This is a genomic window from Saccharopolyspora spinosa NRRL 18395, from assembly GCF_000194155.1.
Taxonomy (GTDB): Bacteria; Actinomycetota; Actinomycetes; order Mycobacteriales; family Pseudonocardiaceae; genus Saccharopolyspora; species Saccharopolyspora spinosa.
Genome location: NZ_GL877882.1, coordinates 352519 through 368103 on the forward strand (window position 1 = coordinate 352519; position 15585 = coordinate 368103).

Genomic DNA, 15585 nt, shown 5'->3' on the forward strand with positions numbered 1-15585 from the left:
CTCGAACAGCTCGTCGAGGATCTTGCCGCAAGCCGTGCGCCAGGCGTCGCGTTTGTCCTGGGTTTAGGCCCGGTAGAAATGGTCGTAGGCCGGTGCCCGCCGGTTCCAGTTGTCGCGGACCGCCTCGATCGCCCGGCGGTTGTCGTTCATGGGACCGCCTTCGTCGTCGTGCTAACGCCACAGCGCGGGAGTTGGTTGCACGTGGTTGGCAATGGCAGCTTCGGGATGCTTGGCGTCAGTGCTCGCCTTCTCGACCCATCAAGCCGCTGTTGGTCGTTGCGTCGCCGCCACTTGCGCTGTCCACCAGCTCGCGCGCGACTGTCGTGCGCGGTTCGGTGAGCAGAACTTGGGTGGGGGAGTGTTCCACGCAGCGGCCTGCTTCGAGGACGTGTATTTCGTCGGCGATCGCGGCGACCGCTGGCAGGTCGTGGCTGATCAGCACCAGCCCGACGGCGGCGGTGCGGACGGTCTCGGCGAGCAGGTCGAGCAGTTCGGCTTGGTTGATCAGGTCCTGTCCGGAGGTGATCTCGTCGCAGATCAGCGCTACGGGTCGGGCGAGCAGTGCGCGCGCCAGCGCCGCTCGCTGGAGCTGTCCGCCGGACAGCGCACCGGGCCGACGAGTGGCCTGCGACGCGGACAGCCCGAGTGATTCGAGGATGCTCGCCGCCTCGATCCGCGCCTTCTCGCGGCCGAGTCCGCAGGCCAGTTGCGCTGTTCTGGCGACCTGGGCGAGGACCGGGCGGAACTCGTCGAAGGAGGCCCGGGCGTCCTGGTGGACGTACTGCACCCGGGTTCGCTTCGACCGGCCACGGCGTTTGATGTCGGTAGCCAGGGGCACGCCGTCCAGCAGCACCTGCCCGGTGTCTGGGCGGGTCAACCCGGCGAGGCAGCGCGCGAGGGTCGTCTTGCCCGCCCCGGAACGTCCGGCGACCGCGATGCACCGCCCGGGCGGGACGTCCAGGTCGATCCCGTCCAGCAGCCGTGTGCCGTTCCTCGCGGTCTTCGCGAGTCCGCGCGCGCTGAGCCCGGCGCCGGTCTGCCCGGCAGGCTCGTCGCGGGGTGTGGTGGGCAGCCGGGGCTCGGCCGCGAGCAGGTTTCGGGTGTGGGCGTGGGACGGTGCCGCCAGTAACCGGCTCGCCGGGCCGCGCTCGACGATCCGACCGTCCTGGAGCACGACGACCTGGTCGGCGAGTCGGCGGGCGAGCCAGAGATCGTGGGTGAGCAGCACCATCGCGGTGCCGCGGCTCGACATCCGGGTCAGGGTTTCCACGGTCTCGGCCTTGGTGATGCTGTCCAGACCGGTCGCTGGTTCGTCGAGGACGAGCACTTCCGGACGGCCGAGGAGCACCTGGGCGAGGGCGATCCGCTGCTGCTGCCCGCCGGAGAGCTGGTGGGGGTACCGGCGCAGGAGGTCCGGCGCAGAGTCCAACCTGGCTGCTTCCAGTGCCTCGGCGACTGCGGCCGCGCGTTCCTGGCTCGTGGCGCAGCGCACCGCGGCCAACTCGTCCAGCACGCTGCCGACTCGGCGAACCGGGTTGAGCACGGCGGCGGGATGCTGCGGCAGGTAGCCGATCGCCGTCGCGCGGATCGCCCGGCGCTGTGTAGCGGGCAGCCCGAGCAGCTGCACGCCGCGCAGTTCGACCGCCCCGGTGAGTGCGATGCCGGGACGGCTCTCGCCCTGTAATGCCAGCCCCAGCGTTGTTTTGCCGCTGCCGGACTCCCCGATCGCCGCGGTGATCTCACCTGGCAGCACGTCGATGTCGAGGTCGACCAGTAGCGGGCGGGTATCGGCGCAGGCGTGCAGGTCCCGTGCGCTGAGTATCGGTGTGCTCATGCGGTTGCGGCCCCGTTCCGGCGTGCGAGCGACTGGTCCAGTAGCAGGTTGGTGCCCATGCACAGCGCTACCAGCAGGGCTGCCGGTACCAGGACCGTGAGTGGTTGCAGGAACAGCGCTTCCTTATTGCGCTCGACCAGCACCGCCCAGTCGCTGGCCGACGGGGCCAGCCCGAGCCCCAGGAAGTTCGCCGATGCCAACAGGTACAGCACCAGGCTCAACCGGTTTCCGGCGTCGACGAGGACGGGTCCCAGCACGGCACGGCCGACGTAGCCGAGGTGGATTCGCCACCACGGCTCACCTTGCATCATCATCGCCTCCACTGCGGCTCGGCACCCGGGAGCCAGTGCGGCGCTGCGGACGATGCGGACCACAGCGGGCAGTTGCAGTACAGCGATGGCCACCACCAGGGTCGCCACGCCGCGCCAGCCGGTAGCGGCCAGCACGAGGAGCACCAGCAGTCCCGGCAGCGCGAGTACGAAATCCATGACACGAAGCAGGAAACCGTCGGCCCACCGGTTGTGGCGGCTGGTGACCAGCAGCGCCAGCGGCACGCCGACCAGGTAGGACAGCAGCAACGACAAGCCCGCGAGTACGACGATCGAGGTTCCGCCGCTGAGGGCGAGTGCGAGCACATCGCGGCCGAGAACATCGGTTCCCAGCGGGAATTCGGCCCCGGGCGGTTCCAACGGACCGGCCACCGAGCGCACCGGGCCGGCCAGTGCCGGGCCGACCAACGCCACCAGCGCCGGAACTCCGAGCATCACTGATCCGAGGACGACGGTGGGAGCGGGGAATCGACGTGCAGTCACGCGACCACCTCGCGTTGTGGGACGAGTCGCCGGGATGTGACGTCGGCGAGCAGGTTCAACGTGATCGTGGTGGCAGCGAACACCAGCGCGTAGCCCTGCACCGAGGGCAGGTCGCGGGCCATGACCGCACCGATGAATCCCGAACCCATTCCTGGTAAGGCGAAGATCGCCTCGACGACCACCACCCCGCCGAGCAGCCCGTCCACCGCCCGCGCGAGCTGCTGCACCGCGGGGCCGAGCGCGTTGGGCAGCACGTGCCGGAACACGACCTTGCCTTCGCTCAGCCCGTGGAGTCGGACGTGCATGGCGTATTCGGCGTTGTCGGCCTCCGCGACGCCGATGCGCACCTGGCGCGCCAGGGCGCACAACTGCTTGCTCACCAGCACTCCGACCGGCAGGACCAGGACCGCTGGTTGCGTGGCCAGCGACCACCCGGACGCCCCGGCCGCGGTGGCCGGAAGCCAGCCGAGTTGGAGGGCGAACAAGGCCACCAACAGCAGGGCCAGGGCGAACTCCGGCACCGAGTTGAGCATCACGATCACGCCGTTGAGCACCCGATCCAGCAACGATCCCTGGCGCAAACCCGTGGTGACGCCGGCCGCGACGGCCAACGGGATCACCACCGCCAGCGCGAGCAGTGTCAGCAGTGCTGTGGTGGCGAAACCTCGGGCGATCTCGTCGGAAACGGCCTCGCCGGTCAGCAACGACTGGCCCAGGTCGCCGTGCACCACACTGCCTAGCCAGTCCAGGAAGCGCTCCCACAGCGGCCGGTCCAACCCCAGCTGCTCGCGCAGCGCCGTAACCTGCTCATCGGTCGCGTGCTCGCCCAGGACCACCACCGCGGTGTCGCCGGGCAGGATCGAGGTCAGCGCGAAAACGGCGACCGCCACCGCAGCGAGTTGCAGCGCGGCGGCCCCGAGCCGCCGCAGCACGAACAACCCCATCAGCCAAGGGCCGCCCGGTCGAAGCGAGCCCAGTCCAGGGAATTGGGCGGGGCTGGCCGAACACCGGTCACCGCGCTGGACACCGCCACGTTCCAGTCACTGAACCCCCATATCACCAGTCCGCTGGTGTCCCGTGCCAGGCGCTGCGCGTCGGCGAGCAGCCGCGCCCGCCCTGCCTGGTCCACGGTGCTCAGCGCGCGGGTAAAGAGCGCGTCGAACTCCGGTGACCGGTACCCGGTGTAGTTGTTGCTGCCCGCGTCGCCCCGCATGCGCTGCCCCATGAAGGTCGTCAGCGGCAGCGTGGCAGTCCGGGTATGGGCGGCGACGCCGTTCTTCTTGATGTCGGAGAAGTACGTCTCGGACGGCCCCATGCGCGGGGTGACTCGCATCCCGGCCTCGCCGAGTTGCTGGGCGATCAGCGTCGCCGCCGACTCGAAGTAGGGGTCGGCCGCGCTGGTGAGCAGTTCGAACTGCAAGCCCTCGGCCCCGGCCTGCCGCAGCAGATCCCGGGCGAGGTCGACGTCCCGCCCGCGCTGCGGCAGGTCCTGCGGGTAGTACTTCAGGCCCATGCCGAACAGGTCGTTGCCGAGCTGGCCGTGTCCGCTGAGCGCGACGTCGACCAACGCCTTCCGGTCCACACTGGACAGAACCGCCCGCACCAAGCGCGGGTCGTTGAACGGCGGGCGGTCGATCTTGAGCGCCACGGCCTGCATCGTGCCCTGCGATGCGGCCAGCAACTGAGCGCGGCTGTCTCCTTGCAAGAGCTTCGCGGAGTTGGCGCTGACGTCGTGGATGTAGTGCACCTGGCCGGACATCAGCGCGGCTACGCGGGCGCTCTCCTCGTTGATGGGCACGAACTCCAGCTCGGCGGGTGTTGGCGGACCACCCCAGTAGCCGTCGAATCGGGCGAACACTGCGGGACGACCCGGTTGGAACGAGGAGAACCGGAACGGGCCGGAACCAACTGGAGCGGTGAAGTCCGTGGTGCCAGCCGGAACGATCTCGGTGGCCGGCGCACCCCACACCGAGGGGAACTCGAAGTCCGGGGCCTGCAGCACCAGTTCGAGTTCGCTGGCCGAGCGCGCACGACTGGCGGCGAAGTCGACGGCGGCGAACTGCCGCCGCGCGGGCGAAGCCGTGGCGGCGTCGGCGATGCGGCGGTAGCTGTAGAGCACGTCGTCGGCTGTGACCGGCCGGTTGTCGTGGAAGCGGGCGTCGCGCAGCCGGATCAGCCACCGCGTGCCGGTGGCGTCGGGCTCCCACGACTCGGCCAGGCGCGGCACGACGCTCATGTCGTCGGTCGACCAGCGCCTTCGCCCGCGCCTGGTCGACGAACAGCGAGCTGGTGTGCGGGTCGAGCGACTCCTTGGCACCCGCGGTGGGAAAGGCCACGCGTAGCCGCCCGTTCGAGCTGCCCCCACCACCGCAGGCCGTCAGCGGTACGACCGCGAGCGCCCCCAAAGCGCCCTTGAGCAGCTTTCGTCTGTTGACGCCAGTCACTGTCGTGCTTCCTTCCCCGTCGTTGCGGAATCGCTGGTCGATTCGCGGTTCACGCTCCAGCTCCGCGGCGCCGATTCCGCCGAGCAGCCCCACGGAGAGCAGCGCCAGCCACGGTGCCCACCGCAGCGGTGCGTCGCCGGTGAGGTCGAGCAGGGCACCGACCAGCCAGCTCACCCCGGCCGCGACCAGGCTCGACACCAGGTAGTAGAAGCCGTAGTAGGTGCCTGCGAGGCGTTCGCTGCCCACCTCGGGCAGCAGTTCCATTGCGAACGGATTGGTGATCGCCATCCCGATCGTGAACAGAACCGTCGTCAGCAGCACGGGCAGGCACACCAACGCGGTCCGCGTCCAGTCCGGCGCGCCTGGATCCGGTGCCGCCAGCAGCGGGCTGCTCACCAGCACGGGGACGAAGGAAACTCCCATGCACATCAGGCCGATCGACACCGAGCGGCCCGGACTCCACCTGCGGCGGCACCACTGCGTGATGCGGACCTGCGCTCCTACGCCGACCACAGTGGACACCACGAACACGGCGGCGATGGACTCGGTGAGCCCTGAAACCCGTTGCGCCTCCAAGGGCAGCAGCAGGTAGAGCTGGTTGTAGAGCCCGAAGTACGCGGACAGCGCGAGCGTGAACGCCAGGAAGCGCAGGTTGGTGACCACTTCGCGCCAGCTGCCCAGCACGTTGTCCTGCTGCGGCTGGAGTTTCTGGCGCGGCAGCACGATGATCTGGGCGGTGGTGAGCACGGCGAAGGCGATGCACGCCACCCACGCGATCATCCGGAAGTCGACGGCGAGCAGCGCGGCACCCAGCAGCGGACCGACCAGCGTCCCGGCGTGTGCGAAGACGTTGAACACCGCGAACGCCTCGGCGCGACGCTCTCCCGCCTCGTGCATGAGGTAGGTGCGCACCGCGGGGTTGAACAGGGCACCTGCCAAGCCGGTGAGCACGGCGGCGGCGAACAACCCGGGCAGCGAGGTGAACACGCCGAACAGCCCGAACGAGACCACCCGCATCGCGCAGCCAGTGATGATCATCGGTCGGCATCCGAGCCGGTCTGCTGCGGTCCCGCCGACCAGGTACATCCCCTGCTGGCTGAGGTTGCGGACACCGAGCAGCAGGCCGATCACCGCCGCGCCGTAGCCCAGGTCCGCGCTCATGTACGACGCCAGGAACGGCAGCAGCATGTAGAAGCCCACATTGATGCCGAACTGGTTGATCATCAACAGCCGCGCGGCGGGCGCCAGCTGCCGGAAACCGGTCGCGCTCATCGGTCGTCCTCCCCGCACACCCCGCAGTCCTCGGCGCTTCCGGTGCTGCGGGAAGAGCAGGGGTCCACGACTTCGCGCGTCCTGGTCCATCCGCCTGAAATTGCTGGCGATTCCACTTCGGACGGTCTCCGCGCTGCGGGCACCAGGCCATGTCCGGCGAGGTAGTCGTCGTCGAAGATGCTCTGCCAGTAGCGGTGTGGCCCGTCCGGGAACACCCCGCACACCGCGTCCGACCCCAGTTCCTCGGCGCACCACGCGGCGACCAGCGCGACAGCGCCGGTGCTCCACCCACCGGTCACGAACGATCCGGCGGCGAGTCGCCGGCATGCGTCGGCCGCCTCCGCCGGGCCGATCCAGTGCACCTCGTCGAAGACGCCGTAGGCAACGTTGCGCGGGTGGATGCTGCTGCCCAGCCCGCGCATCAACCGGTGCGCGGCTGGTTGACCGAACACCGTGGAACCAACCGAGTCGACGCCCACGATCCTGATGTTCGGCCAGTGCTCGCGAACAACCGAGGAGATCCCGGCGCTGTGCCCACCAGTGCCGACACTGCACACCACCGCGTCCAGGTGCTCGAACTGGCACGTGAGCTCCCGACCCAGACCGATGTACCCGGCGGGATTGTCCGGATTGCCATACTGGTCCGGCCAATAAGCACCCGGCAGCAGCGCGAGCAACTCGGTCACCCGGTCACGCCGTGCCCGCTGCCAGCCGCCCACGGGGTGGGGCTCCCGCACGATCTCCACCCGTGCGCCGTGGGCCCGCAGCAGCGCCCTCGTCATTGCGTCCAGCTCCCGGTCCGCCACGATCACGACGGGATGTCCGAGCGTCGAACCGACGCAGGCCAAGCCGATTCCGAGGGTTCCGCTGCTCGACTCGACGATCGCGCCGCCGGGGCGCAGCTCGCCACGCCGCCGGGCGCCCTGGATCAGCGAGAGGGCGGCTCTCGCTTTCATGCCGCCGGGGGCGAATCCTTCGAGTTTGGCCCAGAAACCGGGGTGCGGCGAGGAAAGTGGCGTGTCGATGCGCAGCACCGGGGTGTTCCCGATGAGGTCCAGCACGGAGTGGCACTTCGGCCCCCCGGCGGTCCAGCGCGCTTCGGTGGCCGTCACGTCAACTCACCTGCTGCGGTGTAGCGGTAGAGGTCCGTGCTGTCCCCGGTCAGCCAGAAGAAGGGGTACGGCTCTGCCGACAGGGCGTGGACCGAGGTGCCGACCAACTCCCGGAGCACCGCGCTTCCGGTCTGCGCGAACATCACCAACGGCAACCCGCGTTCGCGGCAGTGCCCGGCGATCTCGTCGAAGGTCCCGTTGCCGAGCACCATGCCGGACGCCAGCACCGCCTGTGCCCCGCCGATCGCCTCCCGGTGGTCCAGGAGAACGGGCTCATCCCACTCCGTGCGACCCCCCTTCAAGTCGCACGGGACATAATTGACGCCACGCTCGCGCAAGGCGGCAAGTAACGAGTTCACCACACCGATTACCGCAATGCTGCCGCCCTCGGGCACCGGGACGAGGTCGGCGACCGCCCGGGCGCGGGCCATCGACTTCGCCAGTGAGGTTCCGGCTGGAATGCGTACCGCATGGCTTTCCGGGTGCTCTGCGTGCGGGACGAGCGCGGCCAGGTAGGCGTCGAGCACGGCGACCCGCACCGCGGGGTCTTCGTGCTCCAGCAGTTCGGCGACGCGCTGGCCGACGAGTTCGTGCACCGTACCGGGCTCGATCTGGCCGGGTTCCACGGCGCAAGAGCCCACTGCGCCGCCGATCCGCACGCTGAGTACGCAATTGGTGTATCCGGAGCTCCTTCCGGTGTGCTGTGCACTTTGCACGGTCATGAAGACGACCGAAGTCCGGACGTAGTGCAGGCGCCGTTCATCGATTCTTGTTGGGTCAGTGGTGCGAACCCGTTCGACCACTGCGCGCAGGGCCGAATGCGATGTCCGGGCCAAGGAGAGTTGAGCGGGAAGCACAGATGTCTCCACGGGAGTCAGCGTTCGGTACGGCAGGCTGCCCCGCCGTTGGTCCGGTCGGATCAGACCTGCGTTGCTGGCGCCCTGGTGTGGAGCAGTTCACGAGGCTGCGTCAGGCCGGCACACCAGTCGTGGTGGCCGTACTGGACAGCAATGGCACGCGCTGCGCGCTGCTGCACGTCGAATACCTCCTCCGGGGCTCCGCGACCCCGTACGAATCGGCACGACGGTGTCAGTCTCCTGACTCATGGATCATCGCTGCTCGCCGGCCTTCCCACCGCATGAGCGGCAGTGGCACAGGTGGCGGCAGCTCCCCATTCACAGTGGCGGGACCGTGCCGGACTCGCACCGGCTTCCTGGACACCATCGCGTGAACTACCGCGGCGACATTGGCAGCGCGCGGACCGGGTGTCAAGACCTTGCCAGCCAAGATCACTCCGGTGCCAGGCCGAGTAGCGTGGCCCAGCGATCAGCGCAGTGTCGGGCGGACTGCGGCGGTCGTGCTGATCACGCTTTCAGGGCGGCCTTGACTTCGGTGTAGCCCCACCAGCACCGGCCAGGCTAGTGGCGAACGATCCGCTGGCAGCCACATCCCACGACGCGGTTCCGTCTATCCCGGGCGGGATGGGCCTCCGAAACCGTCTTTGAGGTCGCGGTTCGCGGGCCGCTGCGCGAGCGATGAGTTGCCGGTCACACGGCCGCTCTGCTGCGCCCGCGCGCAGTTCAGGAACCGCGGGGTATTGCGGTGAGGTAGGGCACGAAGGTGCTGGTGTTCTCGCTGACGGCGAGCTCGTGTCCGATCGGTGGGAAGGCGCGTTGCGGGCAGACCCGGCACCTACGGCCAACCCGGCAAGACCTTCGCCATCGGCCTCGGCTGCGGGCAGATCCTCACCCAGGTCGCCGAGATGCCCAACGGGCGGCGCTACTTCTGGATCGCCCGCACGGTCTCGCGCTGCATGGCGCGCTCAACTCCGGCGGGCTGCTGCGCGTCCCCGGCGCTTTCAACCCGCTAAGCGCGAAGCTGATCCAGGACACCGGTTTCGACGGTGTCTACATCTCCGGCGCGGTACTGTCGGCCGATCTGGCGCTGCCCGACATCGGGCTGACGACACTGACCGAGGTGGCCGGGCGCACCCAGCAGATCGCGCGCGTCACCGACCTGCCGGTGCTCGTCGACGCCGACACCGGATTCGGCGAACCGATGAACGTGGCACGCACCGTGCAGACGCTGGAGGACACCGGTGCCGCGGGCTGCCACATCGAGGACCAGGTCAACCCGAAGCGCTGCGGGCACCTCGACGGCAAATCGGTCGTGGGTGCCGGGGAAATGACCCGACGGATCGCAGCTGCGGTGCAAGCCCGCCGCGACGAGAACTTCGTGCTCTGCGCGCGCACCGACGCCCGCGCACTTGAAGGGCTCGACGCCGCGATCGACCGGGCACGTGCCTACGTCGACGCCGGTGCGGACATGGTCTTCCCCGAAGCGCTGGCCGACGAGGCCGAGTTCGAGCGGTTTCACGCGGCGGTCGACGTTCCGCTGCTGGCCAACATGACGGAGTTCGGCAAGAGCCCGCTGCTCGGGGCGGACACACTTGAGCGGCTGGGCTACAACGTCGTGATCTACCCGGTCAGCCTGCTGCGGCTTGCGATGCACGCAGCCGAGGAAGGGTTGCGCCTGATCCGCGCCGAGGGCACGCAGGAAGCGCTGCTCGACCGCATGCAGCACCGCTCGCGGCTGTACGAGCTGCTCGATTACGCCGACTACAACACTTTCGACGACAACGTCTTCAACTTCACCGAACCCGGGAGGAAGCGGTGACCTCCGCAGCTCCGCAGGTCCACAAGGGACTCGCCGGTGTTGTCGCCGACACCACCGCGATCTCCACCGTCGACAACAGCACGAACTCGTTGCTGTACCGCGGGTATCCGGTTCAGGAGCTGGCGCAGTCCTGCTCGTTCCTGGAGGTCGCCCACCTGCTGTGGAGGGGCGAGCTGCCCACTGCCGAACAGCTGCGCCGGTTCGCGACGACGGAGGCATCGCAGCGCGAGGTCGGGCGCACGGTGCGCGCGATCGTGCACCACACGCCCGAGAACTGCCACCCGATGGACGTGCTGCGCACCGCGGTGAGCTACCTCGGCGCCGACGATCCGACCGCCGAGACCGGCGGCCCGGAGGTCGACGAGCGCAAGGCGCTGTCCCTGCTGGCGAAGCTGCCCACCGTCGTCGCCCTCGACCAGCGCCGCCGACGCGGGCAGGAGCCGATCCCGCCCGACCCGGAGCTGGGCTACGTGGCCAACTTCTTCCACATGACCTCCGGCTCCGTGCCGGATCGCGAGACGCTGCGCTGCTTCGAGATCTCGCTGATCCTCTACGCCGAGCACAGCTTTAACGCCTCGACCTTCACCGCCAGGGTCGTGCCGTCGACCCTGGCCGACCTCTACAGTTCGGTCACGGCCGCGATCGGCGCGCTCAAGGGACCGCTGCACGGCGGCGCGAACGAGGCGGTGATGCACATGCTCACCGAGATCGGCCGGGCCGACCACGCGGAGCAGTGGCTGCACGAAGCGCTGGAGCAGCGCCGCAAGATCATGGGTTTCGGTCACCGCGTCTACCAGCACGGCGACTCCCGAGTGCCGATCATGCAGAAGGCGTTGGAGGAGTTCGCCGCCGGACGCGACGCCTCCGCGCTGATGGCATTGCACCACAAATTGGAGACGGTCATGTTGCGGGAGAAGGGAATTCATCCCAATCTCGACTACCTGACCGGGCCTGCCTACCACCTGATGGGCTTCGACATCCCGACATTCACCCCGCTGTTCGTGATGAGCCGGATCACCGGATGGGCCGCCCATATCATCGAGCAGGCCAGCGCCAACAGCCTCATCCGGCCGCTGAGCGCCTACGGCGGGCCCGTCCAGCGGCACGTTCCGCTGCCAGCGCAGCGCCTCGTCGGTTAGACCGAGCCGGGAGGTGGCGAAGCCGAGGCAGTATGTGCATGATCGGTGCGGGCAGTCTCATCTGGTGCGTGCCGATGACGAAGCCGTCGAATCTGCGGACGAGTAGGGATATTCAGTCATCAAAGTCCCGGTGGGTGGAAGGTGATGTCGGTTCGGTCTAGATGCGGCGGACCGCCTCCGGGACGAACCGCGCCATCGCCGTGTCGAGGGCGGCTTCTAGCTTGCTGGGGTCGGCGACGAGTCCGGAATCGATGGATGAAACGAGCGCGACCTATGCCGGCCTCCGACAGGAGTGTGCGAAGTGCGCATGATGTTGCTCAGCCCAGGGTGAACGGATCGCGGGTTCCTCCGGTCAGCTCCACCCAGACGGACTTTGTCTGAGTGTATGCGTTCACCGCCTCGATGCCGTTCTCGCGGCCGATGCCGGAATCTCCGAAGCCGCCGAACGGGACGCTCGGTGCGATGACGCGGTACGCGTTGATCCAGACGCTGCCAGCGCGGAGGCAGGCGGCGACCCGGTGCGCCCGGTGGACGTCCTTGGTCCACACGGCTCCGGCGAGACCGTAGGGCGTGTCGTTCGCCAAGCGCAGTGCTTCGTCCTCGTCGGTGAAGGGGGAGACGGACAGAACGGGGCCGAAGACCTCCTCGCGCACCACGGTGGATCCGGGTTGACTCCTGTCAGGACGGTGGGCTGCACGAAGTAGCCGTCCAACTGCTCATCGGCGGAGCCTCCGCAGGCGATGGTCGCGCCTTCGGATTCAGCGATCCGCAGGAACTCCTGGACTTTCTCGTACTGCGTCCCGTTCGCCACTGGACCCATTTCGGTCTCCGGATCGTTCGGGTCACCCAGTTTGATCTGCGCTGCCCGTTCGGAGATCAGGCGGACGAGCTCGTCGTGGACGTCGTCGTGCACGATCAACCTGGATCCCGCCATGCACGTCTGCCCGGTTGCGGCGAACACCCCGGCGATTACCCCGTTGGCGGCTGCGGCGAGATCGGCGTCGGGGAAGACGATCTGCGGAGACTTGCCCCCGAGTTCCAAGGTGACCGGATTCAGGTTGTCCGCGGCGGCGTGGGCAACGGCGCGCCCGGTGGTCGTCGATCCGGTGAAGGCGACCTTGTCCACGCCTGGATGGCCTGCGAGGGCCGAACCGGTCTGCGCGGACAAGCCGGTCACGACATTGACCACACCGGGCGGGAAACCGGCCTGCTCGAACAGTTCCGCGAAGGCCAGTGTGGAGGCCGGGGAGTGCTCGGACGGCTTGATGACCACCGTGCAGCCCGCGGCGAGTGCGGGGGCGAGCTTCCAGGTCAGCAGGAGCAGGGGAGAGTTCCAGGGAGTGATGGCTGCGACTACACCGACCGGCTCGCGTCGCGTGTAGACGAGGTAGTCCGGGTTCGGTGTGGGGATCTGTCGCCCTTCCAACTTGTCGGCGATACCCGCGTAGTACTGGTACCACAAGCCCATGCCGTTGAGTTGGCCGATCATTTCCCGGTACAGCTTCCCGGAGTCGTTGACTTCGAGTATCGCCAGCCGGTCGGCGTTCTCACTGATCAGATCGCCGAGCCTGCGCAGCAACGCGGCCCGGGCGAAGCCGGTCGTCCGGCCCCACTCTGCGTCGAGCGCCGAGCGTGCGGCGGTGACGGCGGCGTCGACGTCGTCCGGCCCTCCGTCGGGAATCTGCGCCCACGCTCGACCGGTGAAGGGGTTCTGAGAGGCGAAGGTCTTCCTGGACATCGCGTCGACCGTTTTGCCGCCGATGATCATTCGGAAGTGCTGGAGCTCGTCGTTCATGTTTCCTCCCGCGCGGTCGGTCGTGCCGAGGTACGGCTGCGTATGTGGCGCTGGCGCTGCCTGGTGCGTCAGCGATCCGCGGTCAGGCACCGGGGCTGTGACTTCGTGCCTGACCGCGGATCTACGAGCAGTTCTGGTTCGGGGTTTCAGGCCACCGAGATGCTGTTTCGGACCGAGCGCACGACCTCAGCCGGGTCCACGAACGGTGAGGGGCCTGGCCAGGTCGACTCGGTGATCCGGGCTTCGATCAGGCCGGGTTGCGGCAGGGAGGTCAGTTCGGCCCGCAGGGCGTCCGGGCTGTCCGCGACTGCTCCGGACAACCCTTCCAATGCTCCGCCCACTTCAGCGAGTCGTAGCGGGGTCGGAATGGCTTGCCCACCAGTGATCGAGTACGCGCCGTCGGCGAGCACCACCACGAGCAGGTTTGTGGGGCGGTAGGCAGACAGCGACCACAAGGAGTTCGCGCCCATCAGGAAGTCGCCGTCGCCGAGCACAGCGATTACCTGCCGATGGGGCGCTGCTTCGGCGAGCCCGAGTGCGCCGGCCAGCGCGGAGCCCATAGCGGCACCGAAGTAGAAGTGCGGGCCATCATTCGTCACGTGTCGGACGGCCGACGTCGCGGTGCCGAGGGACGCGACGAGCGTGGCCTCGGGGTGCGTGTCGACGATCGCCCGAACGGCTTCAACGACGTTCACGTTGCCCTCCCAGTTCGGGTTCGAGGAGGAGTCCGCTCGTTTCTCCTGCCTGGTACGCCATGTTCAGCACGGATTCGGTCATGCTCGCCGCGTCGTCGCTACTGCGCAGCGAGAAGGTCTGGATGCCCAGCGACCCAAGCATCGGGGCGGTGGCGCGGCCGATCGGGATCTGCGATGGGTTCGTCTCACCCAGCGTGCCCCGCATCGAAATGATCAGCGGGATTCCGAGTCGGTAGGGCACTGCCAGGGTGCCCAGCGCGTTGAGCGCGTTGCCGAGTCCCGAGCTCTGCAACAGAACCACCGGCCGCTTCCCGGCGATTCGCTGTCCCGCCGCGTAGGCAACGCATTCCTCTTCGCGGGTGAGGGAGCGCAGCGGAACACCCCGCTCGGAAAGCCCGGTGAGCACACCGTTGAGCCGCGAGTCCGGGACGAAGGCGGCGACCGAAACATCGCCGGCGAGCAGTTGGTCGACGACTTCCGCCTGCCATCGCAGGAGTGTCGTCCGCGTCGATGTCGTCACGACGTCCTCTCTTCTTCGCGCATCGTTTTCTCTCCTTTTCAAGGGAATCCGGAAGTTTCACCGCGGCAAGTGGGCGGTGAAGAAGTCGTGCAGTCGACTGCAACCCGTGGTGATCGCGTCAGGTGCTGCGGCGTAGCTGAGTCGGAGGTGGCCCTCGCCTCCGGGCCCGTATTCGGCTCCCGGGCGCACCAGCACACCGGCCCCGGCGAGCGACTCGGCGAGGCTGGCCGAGGGAATATCGTTGTGGTAGCGGATGAAGAGGTAGAAGGCACCCTCCGGCGCCGTCACATCCACGCCCGGCGTTGCCTCGAGCGCCGCGAGCATCAAATCGCGCCGCTTCCGGTACTCGGCCACCATCGGCTCGGTCAGCGCCCGACCGTGACGAGTCGCGGCCAGCGCCGCGCGTTGCACCGCGGAATTCGGCGCTCCGTTGACGGTGCGGGCCGTGGTCGCGATCGCCTTCGCAGCCGCGGGAGGTGCGGTCACGTGCCCGATCCGCCAGCCGGTCATGGCGTAGGTCTTGGAGTAGGTCTGCACGTGGACGAGGTGGTCGGCGAGTGCCTCGATCGACAGAGCTGAGACGAAGCCGTGCTCGGACCAGTCCAAGGCTTCGTAGGCTTCGTCGGCGACGAGCAGGGTCTCGGTGTTGTGCAGGAGGTTCGCGACGTGGTCCAGTTCATCTCGTCGCAGTACTGCCCCTGTGGGGTTGCCCGGGTTGCACACGATCAGCAGCCTCGCGCCGGGGAGCGCGTCAGCGAGGGCCTCAGTGTCGAGGTGGAAATCGCGACGCAGGGGTAGGAACACCGGGACGCCGCCCGCGAGCCGCACGAGGTCTGCGTACAACGAATAGGTGGGGGAGGGGATGATGACGCGGTCCCCGGGGTTGACCAAGCCGAGAACGGTGGCGGCCAACCCGCCCGACGCGCCGTGGGTAACCACAATAGATTCTCGGGTGATTTCCCGGCGAGCGATGGCGGCCGCACGTCGGGCGATCGCTTCGCGTAGCTCCGCGTCTCCGGCGAAGTCGGTGTAATGCGTGTGCCCGTCGCGTAGCGCTTCGATGGCCGCCTCCACGATCACAGGCGGCGTGTCGAAGTCGGGTTCGCCCATTGCCAGGGATACGACACCAGGGGCGGGCGTGGTCGTCGTCGGACGGAGCGAGTTCCGCCAGAGGTCGGCTATGCGAGCGGCGGGTGCGGAACTGGCCGCCGGCGGGGTGTGCATGAACTTCTCCTCGGGTGATGGGCGGGTCTAACTCGCGGGTGTACCGAGCACGTGGACTGGGG

General features: G+C 68.4%; 11 protein-coding genes, 3 pseudogenes and 1 riboswitch. Of the genes and pseudogenes, 2 read left to right on the plus strand and 12 right to left on the minus strand.

Translation table 11 applies throughout. The features are described 5' to 3' along the window. Positions 1-235 precede the first annotated feature (235 nt). The 8 genes and pseudogenes from SSPN_RS47765 to SSPN_RS56020 form a co-directional block, all read right to left on the minus strand. On the minus strand, positions 236-1834 hold the full coding sequence (locus tag SSPN_RS47765) for an ABC transporter ATP-binding protein (protein ID WP_010315032.1): 1599 nt from the start codon (positions 1832-1834) through the stop codon (positions 236-238). After that, positions 1831-2598: an ABC transporter permease subunit gene (locus SSPN_RS0137155; RefSeq protein ID WP_010315033.1), complete on the minus strand. Its 768-nt coding sequence runs from the start codon at positions 2596-2598 to the stop codon at positions 1831-1833. Before SSPN_RS0137155 ends, SSPN_RS47765 begins: the two co-directional genes overlap by 4 nt. Before the next feature lie 44 nt (positions 2599-2642). Next, the gene (locus SSPN_RS0137160) at positions 2643-3590 is read right to left on the minus strand and encodes an ABC transporter permease (protein ID WP_029536100.1); all 948 of its coding nucleotides are present in this window, start codon (positions 3588-3590) and stop codon (positions 2643-2645) included. Continuing rightward, complete coding sequence (locus SSPN_RS47770) at positions 3590-4882, minus strand: ABC transporter substrate-binding protein (protein WP_010315035.1); 1293 nt, start codon at positions 4880-4882, stop codon at positions 3590-3592. Before SSPN_RS47770 ends, SSPN_RS0137160 begins: the two co-directional genes overlap by 1 nt. A gap of 445 nt (positions 4883-5327) precedes the next feature. Then, a pseudogene (locus SSPN_RS63160) lies at positions 5328-6452 on the minus strand (MFS transporter); the annotation flags it as partial. Then, on the minus strand, positions 6359-7474 hold the full coding sequence (locus tag SSPN_RS0137170; RefSeq protein ID WP_010315040.1) for a PLP-dependent cysteine synthase family protein: 1116 nt from the start codon (positions 7472-7474) through the stop codon (positions 6359-6361). The gene SSPN_RS0137170 and the pseudogene SSPN_RS63160, both read right to left, overlap by 94 nt. Next, on the minus strand, positions 7471-8196 hold the full coding sequence (locus SSPN_RS0137175) for a hypothetical protein (RefSeq protein WP_202799002.1): 726 nt from the start codon (positions 8194-8196) through the stop codon (positions 7471-7473). The genes SSPN_RS0137170 and SSPN_RS0137175 overlap by 4 nt, the downstream gene beginning before the upstream one ends. Positions 8197-8544: 348 nt before the next feature. Next, a riboswitch (cobalamin riboswitch) is annotated at positions 8545-8712 on the minus strand. A gap of 342 nt (positions 8713-9054) precedes the next feature. Continuing rightward, positions 9055-9177, minus strand: a pseudogene (locus SSPN_RS56020) (hypothetical protein); the annotation flags it as partial. 82 nt (positions 9178-9259) lie between these two features. On the opposite strand from SSPN_RS56020, the gene prpB reads away from it, so the two are divergent. Further along, positions 9260-10150 carry a methylisocitrate lyase gene (gene prpB / locus SSPN_RS0137180; protein WP_029536102.1) on the plus strand — a complete coding sequence of 297 codons (891 nt, stop codon included), beginning with the start codon at positions 9260-9262 and terminating at the stop codon, positions 10148-10150. Further along, the gene (locus SSPN_RS0137185) at positions 10147-11289 is read left to right on the plus strand and encodes a bifunctional 2-methylcitrate synthase/citrate synthase (RefSeq protein ID WP_010315044.1); all 1143 of its coding nucleotides are present in this window, start codon (positions 10147-10149) and stop codon (positions 11287-11289) included. The genes prpB and SSPN_RS0137185 overlap by 4 nt, the downstream gene beginning before the upstream one ends. 317 nt (positions 11290-11606) lie before the next feature. Here SSPN_RS0137185 and SSPN_RS47790 read toward each other — a convergent pair. From SSPN_RS47790 to SSPN_RS0137205, 4 genes and pseudogenes are all read right to left on the minus strand, one after another. Next, positions 11607-13084 (minus strand): annotated as a pseudogene (locus SSPN_RS47790) (aldehyde dehydrogenase). A gap of 146 nt (positions 13085-13230) precedes the next feature. Then, complete coding sequence (locus SSPN_RS49710) at positions 13231-13779, minus strand: thiamine pyrophosphate-dependent enzyme (RefSeq protein WP_010315046.1); 549 nt, start codon at positions 13777-13779, stop codon at positions 13231-13233. Beyond that, complete coding sequence (locus tag SSPN_RS47800; RefSeq protein ID WP_010315048.1) at positions 13766-14299, minus strand: thiamine pyrophosphate-binding protein; 534 nt, start codon at positions 14297-14299, stop codon at positions 13766-13768. The genes SSPN_RS49710 and SSPN_RS47800 overlap by 14 nt, the downstream gene beginning before the upstream one ends. Before the next feature lie 57 nt (positions 14300-14356). Further along, the gene (locus tag SSPN_RS0137205) at positions 14357-15523 is read right to left on the minus strand and encodes a pyridoxal phosphate-dependent aminotransferase (protein WP_029536103.1); all 1167 of its coding nucleotides are present in this window, start codon (positions 15521-15523) and stop codon (positions 14357-14359) included. Between the last annotated feature and the right edge of the window lie 62 nt (positions 15524-15585).

Bases quoted from the DNA above. Each gene is read 5' to 3' on its own strand.
- SSPN_RS47765 (WP_010315032.1), bottom strand. From the start codon at position 1,834: ATGAGCACACCGATACTCAGCGCACGGGACCTGCACGCCTGCGCCGAT.
- SSPN_RS0137155 (WP_010315033.1), bottom strand. From the start codon at position 2,598: ATGCTCGGAGTTCCGGCGCTGGTGGCGTTGGTCGGCCCGGCACTGGCC.
- SSPN_RS0137160 (WP_029536100.1), bottom strand. From the start codon at position 3,590: ATGGGGTTGTTCGTGCTGCGGCGGCTCGGGGCCGCCGCGCTGCAACTC.
- SSPN_RS47770 (WP_010315035.1), bottom strand. From the start codon at position 4,882: ATGAGCGTCGTGCCGCGCCTGGCCGAGTCGTGGGAGCCCGACGCCACC.
- SSPN_RS0137175 (WP_202799002.1), bottom strand. From the start codon at position 8,196: ATGACCGTGCAAAGTGCACAGCACACCGGAAGGAGCTCCGGATACACC.
- SSPN_RS0137205 (WP_029536103.1), bottom strand. From the start codon at position 15,523: ATGCACACCCCGCCGGCGGCCAGTTCCGCACCCGCCGCTCGCATAGCC.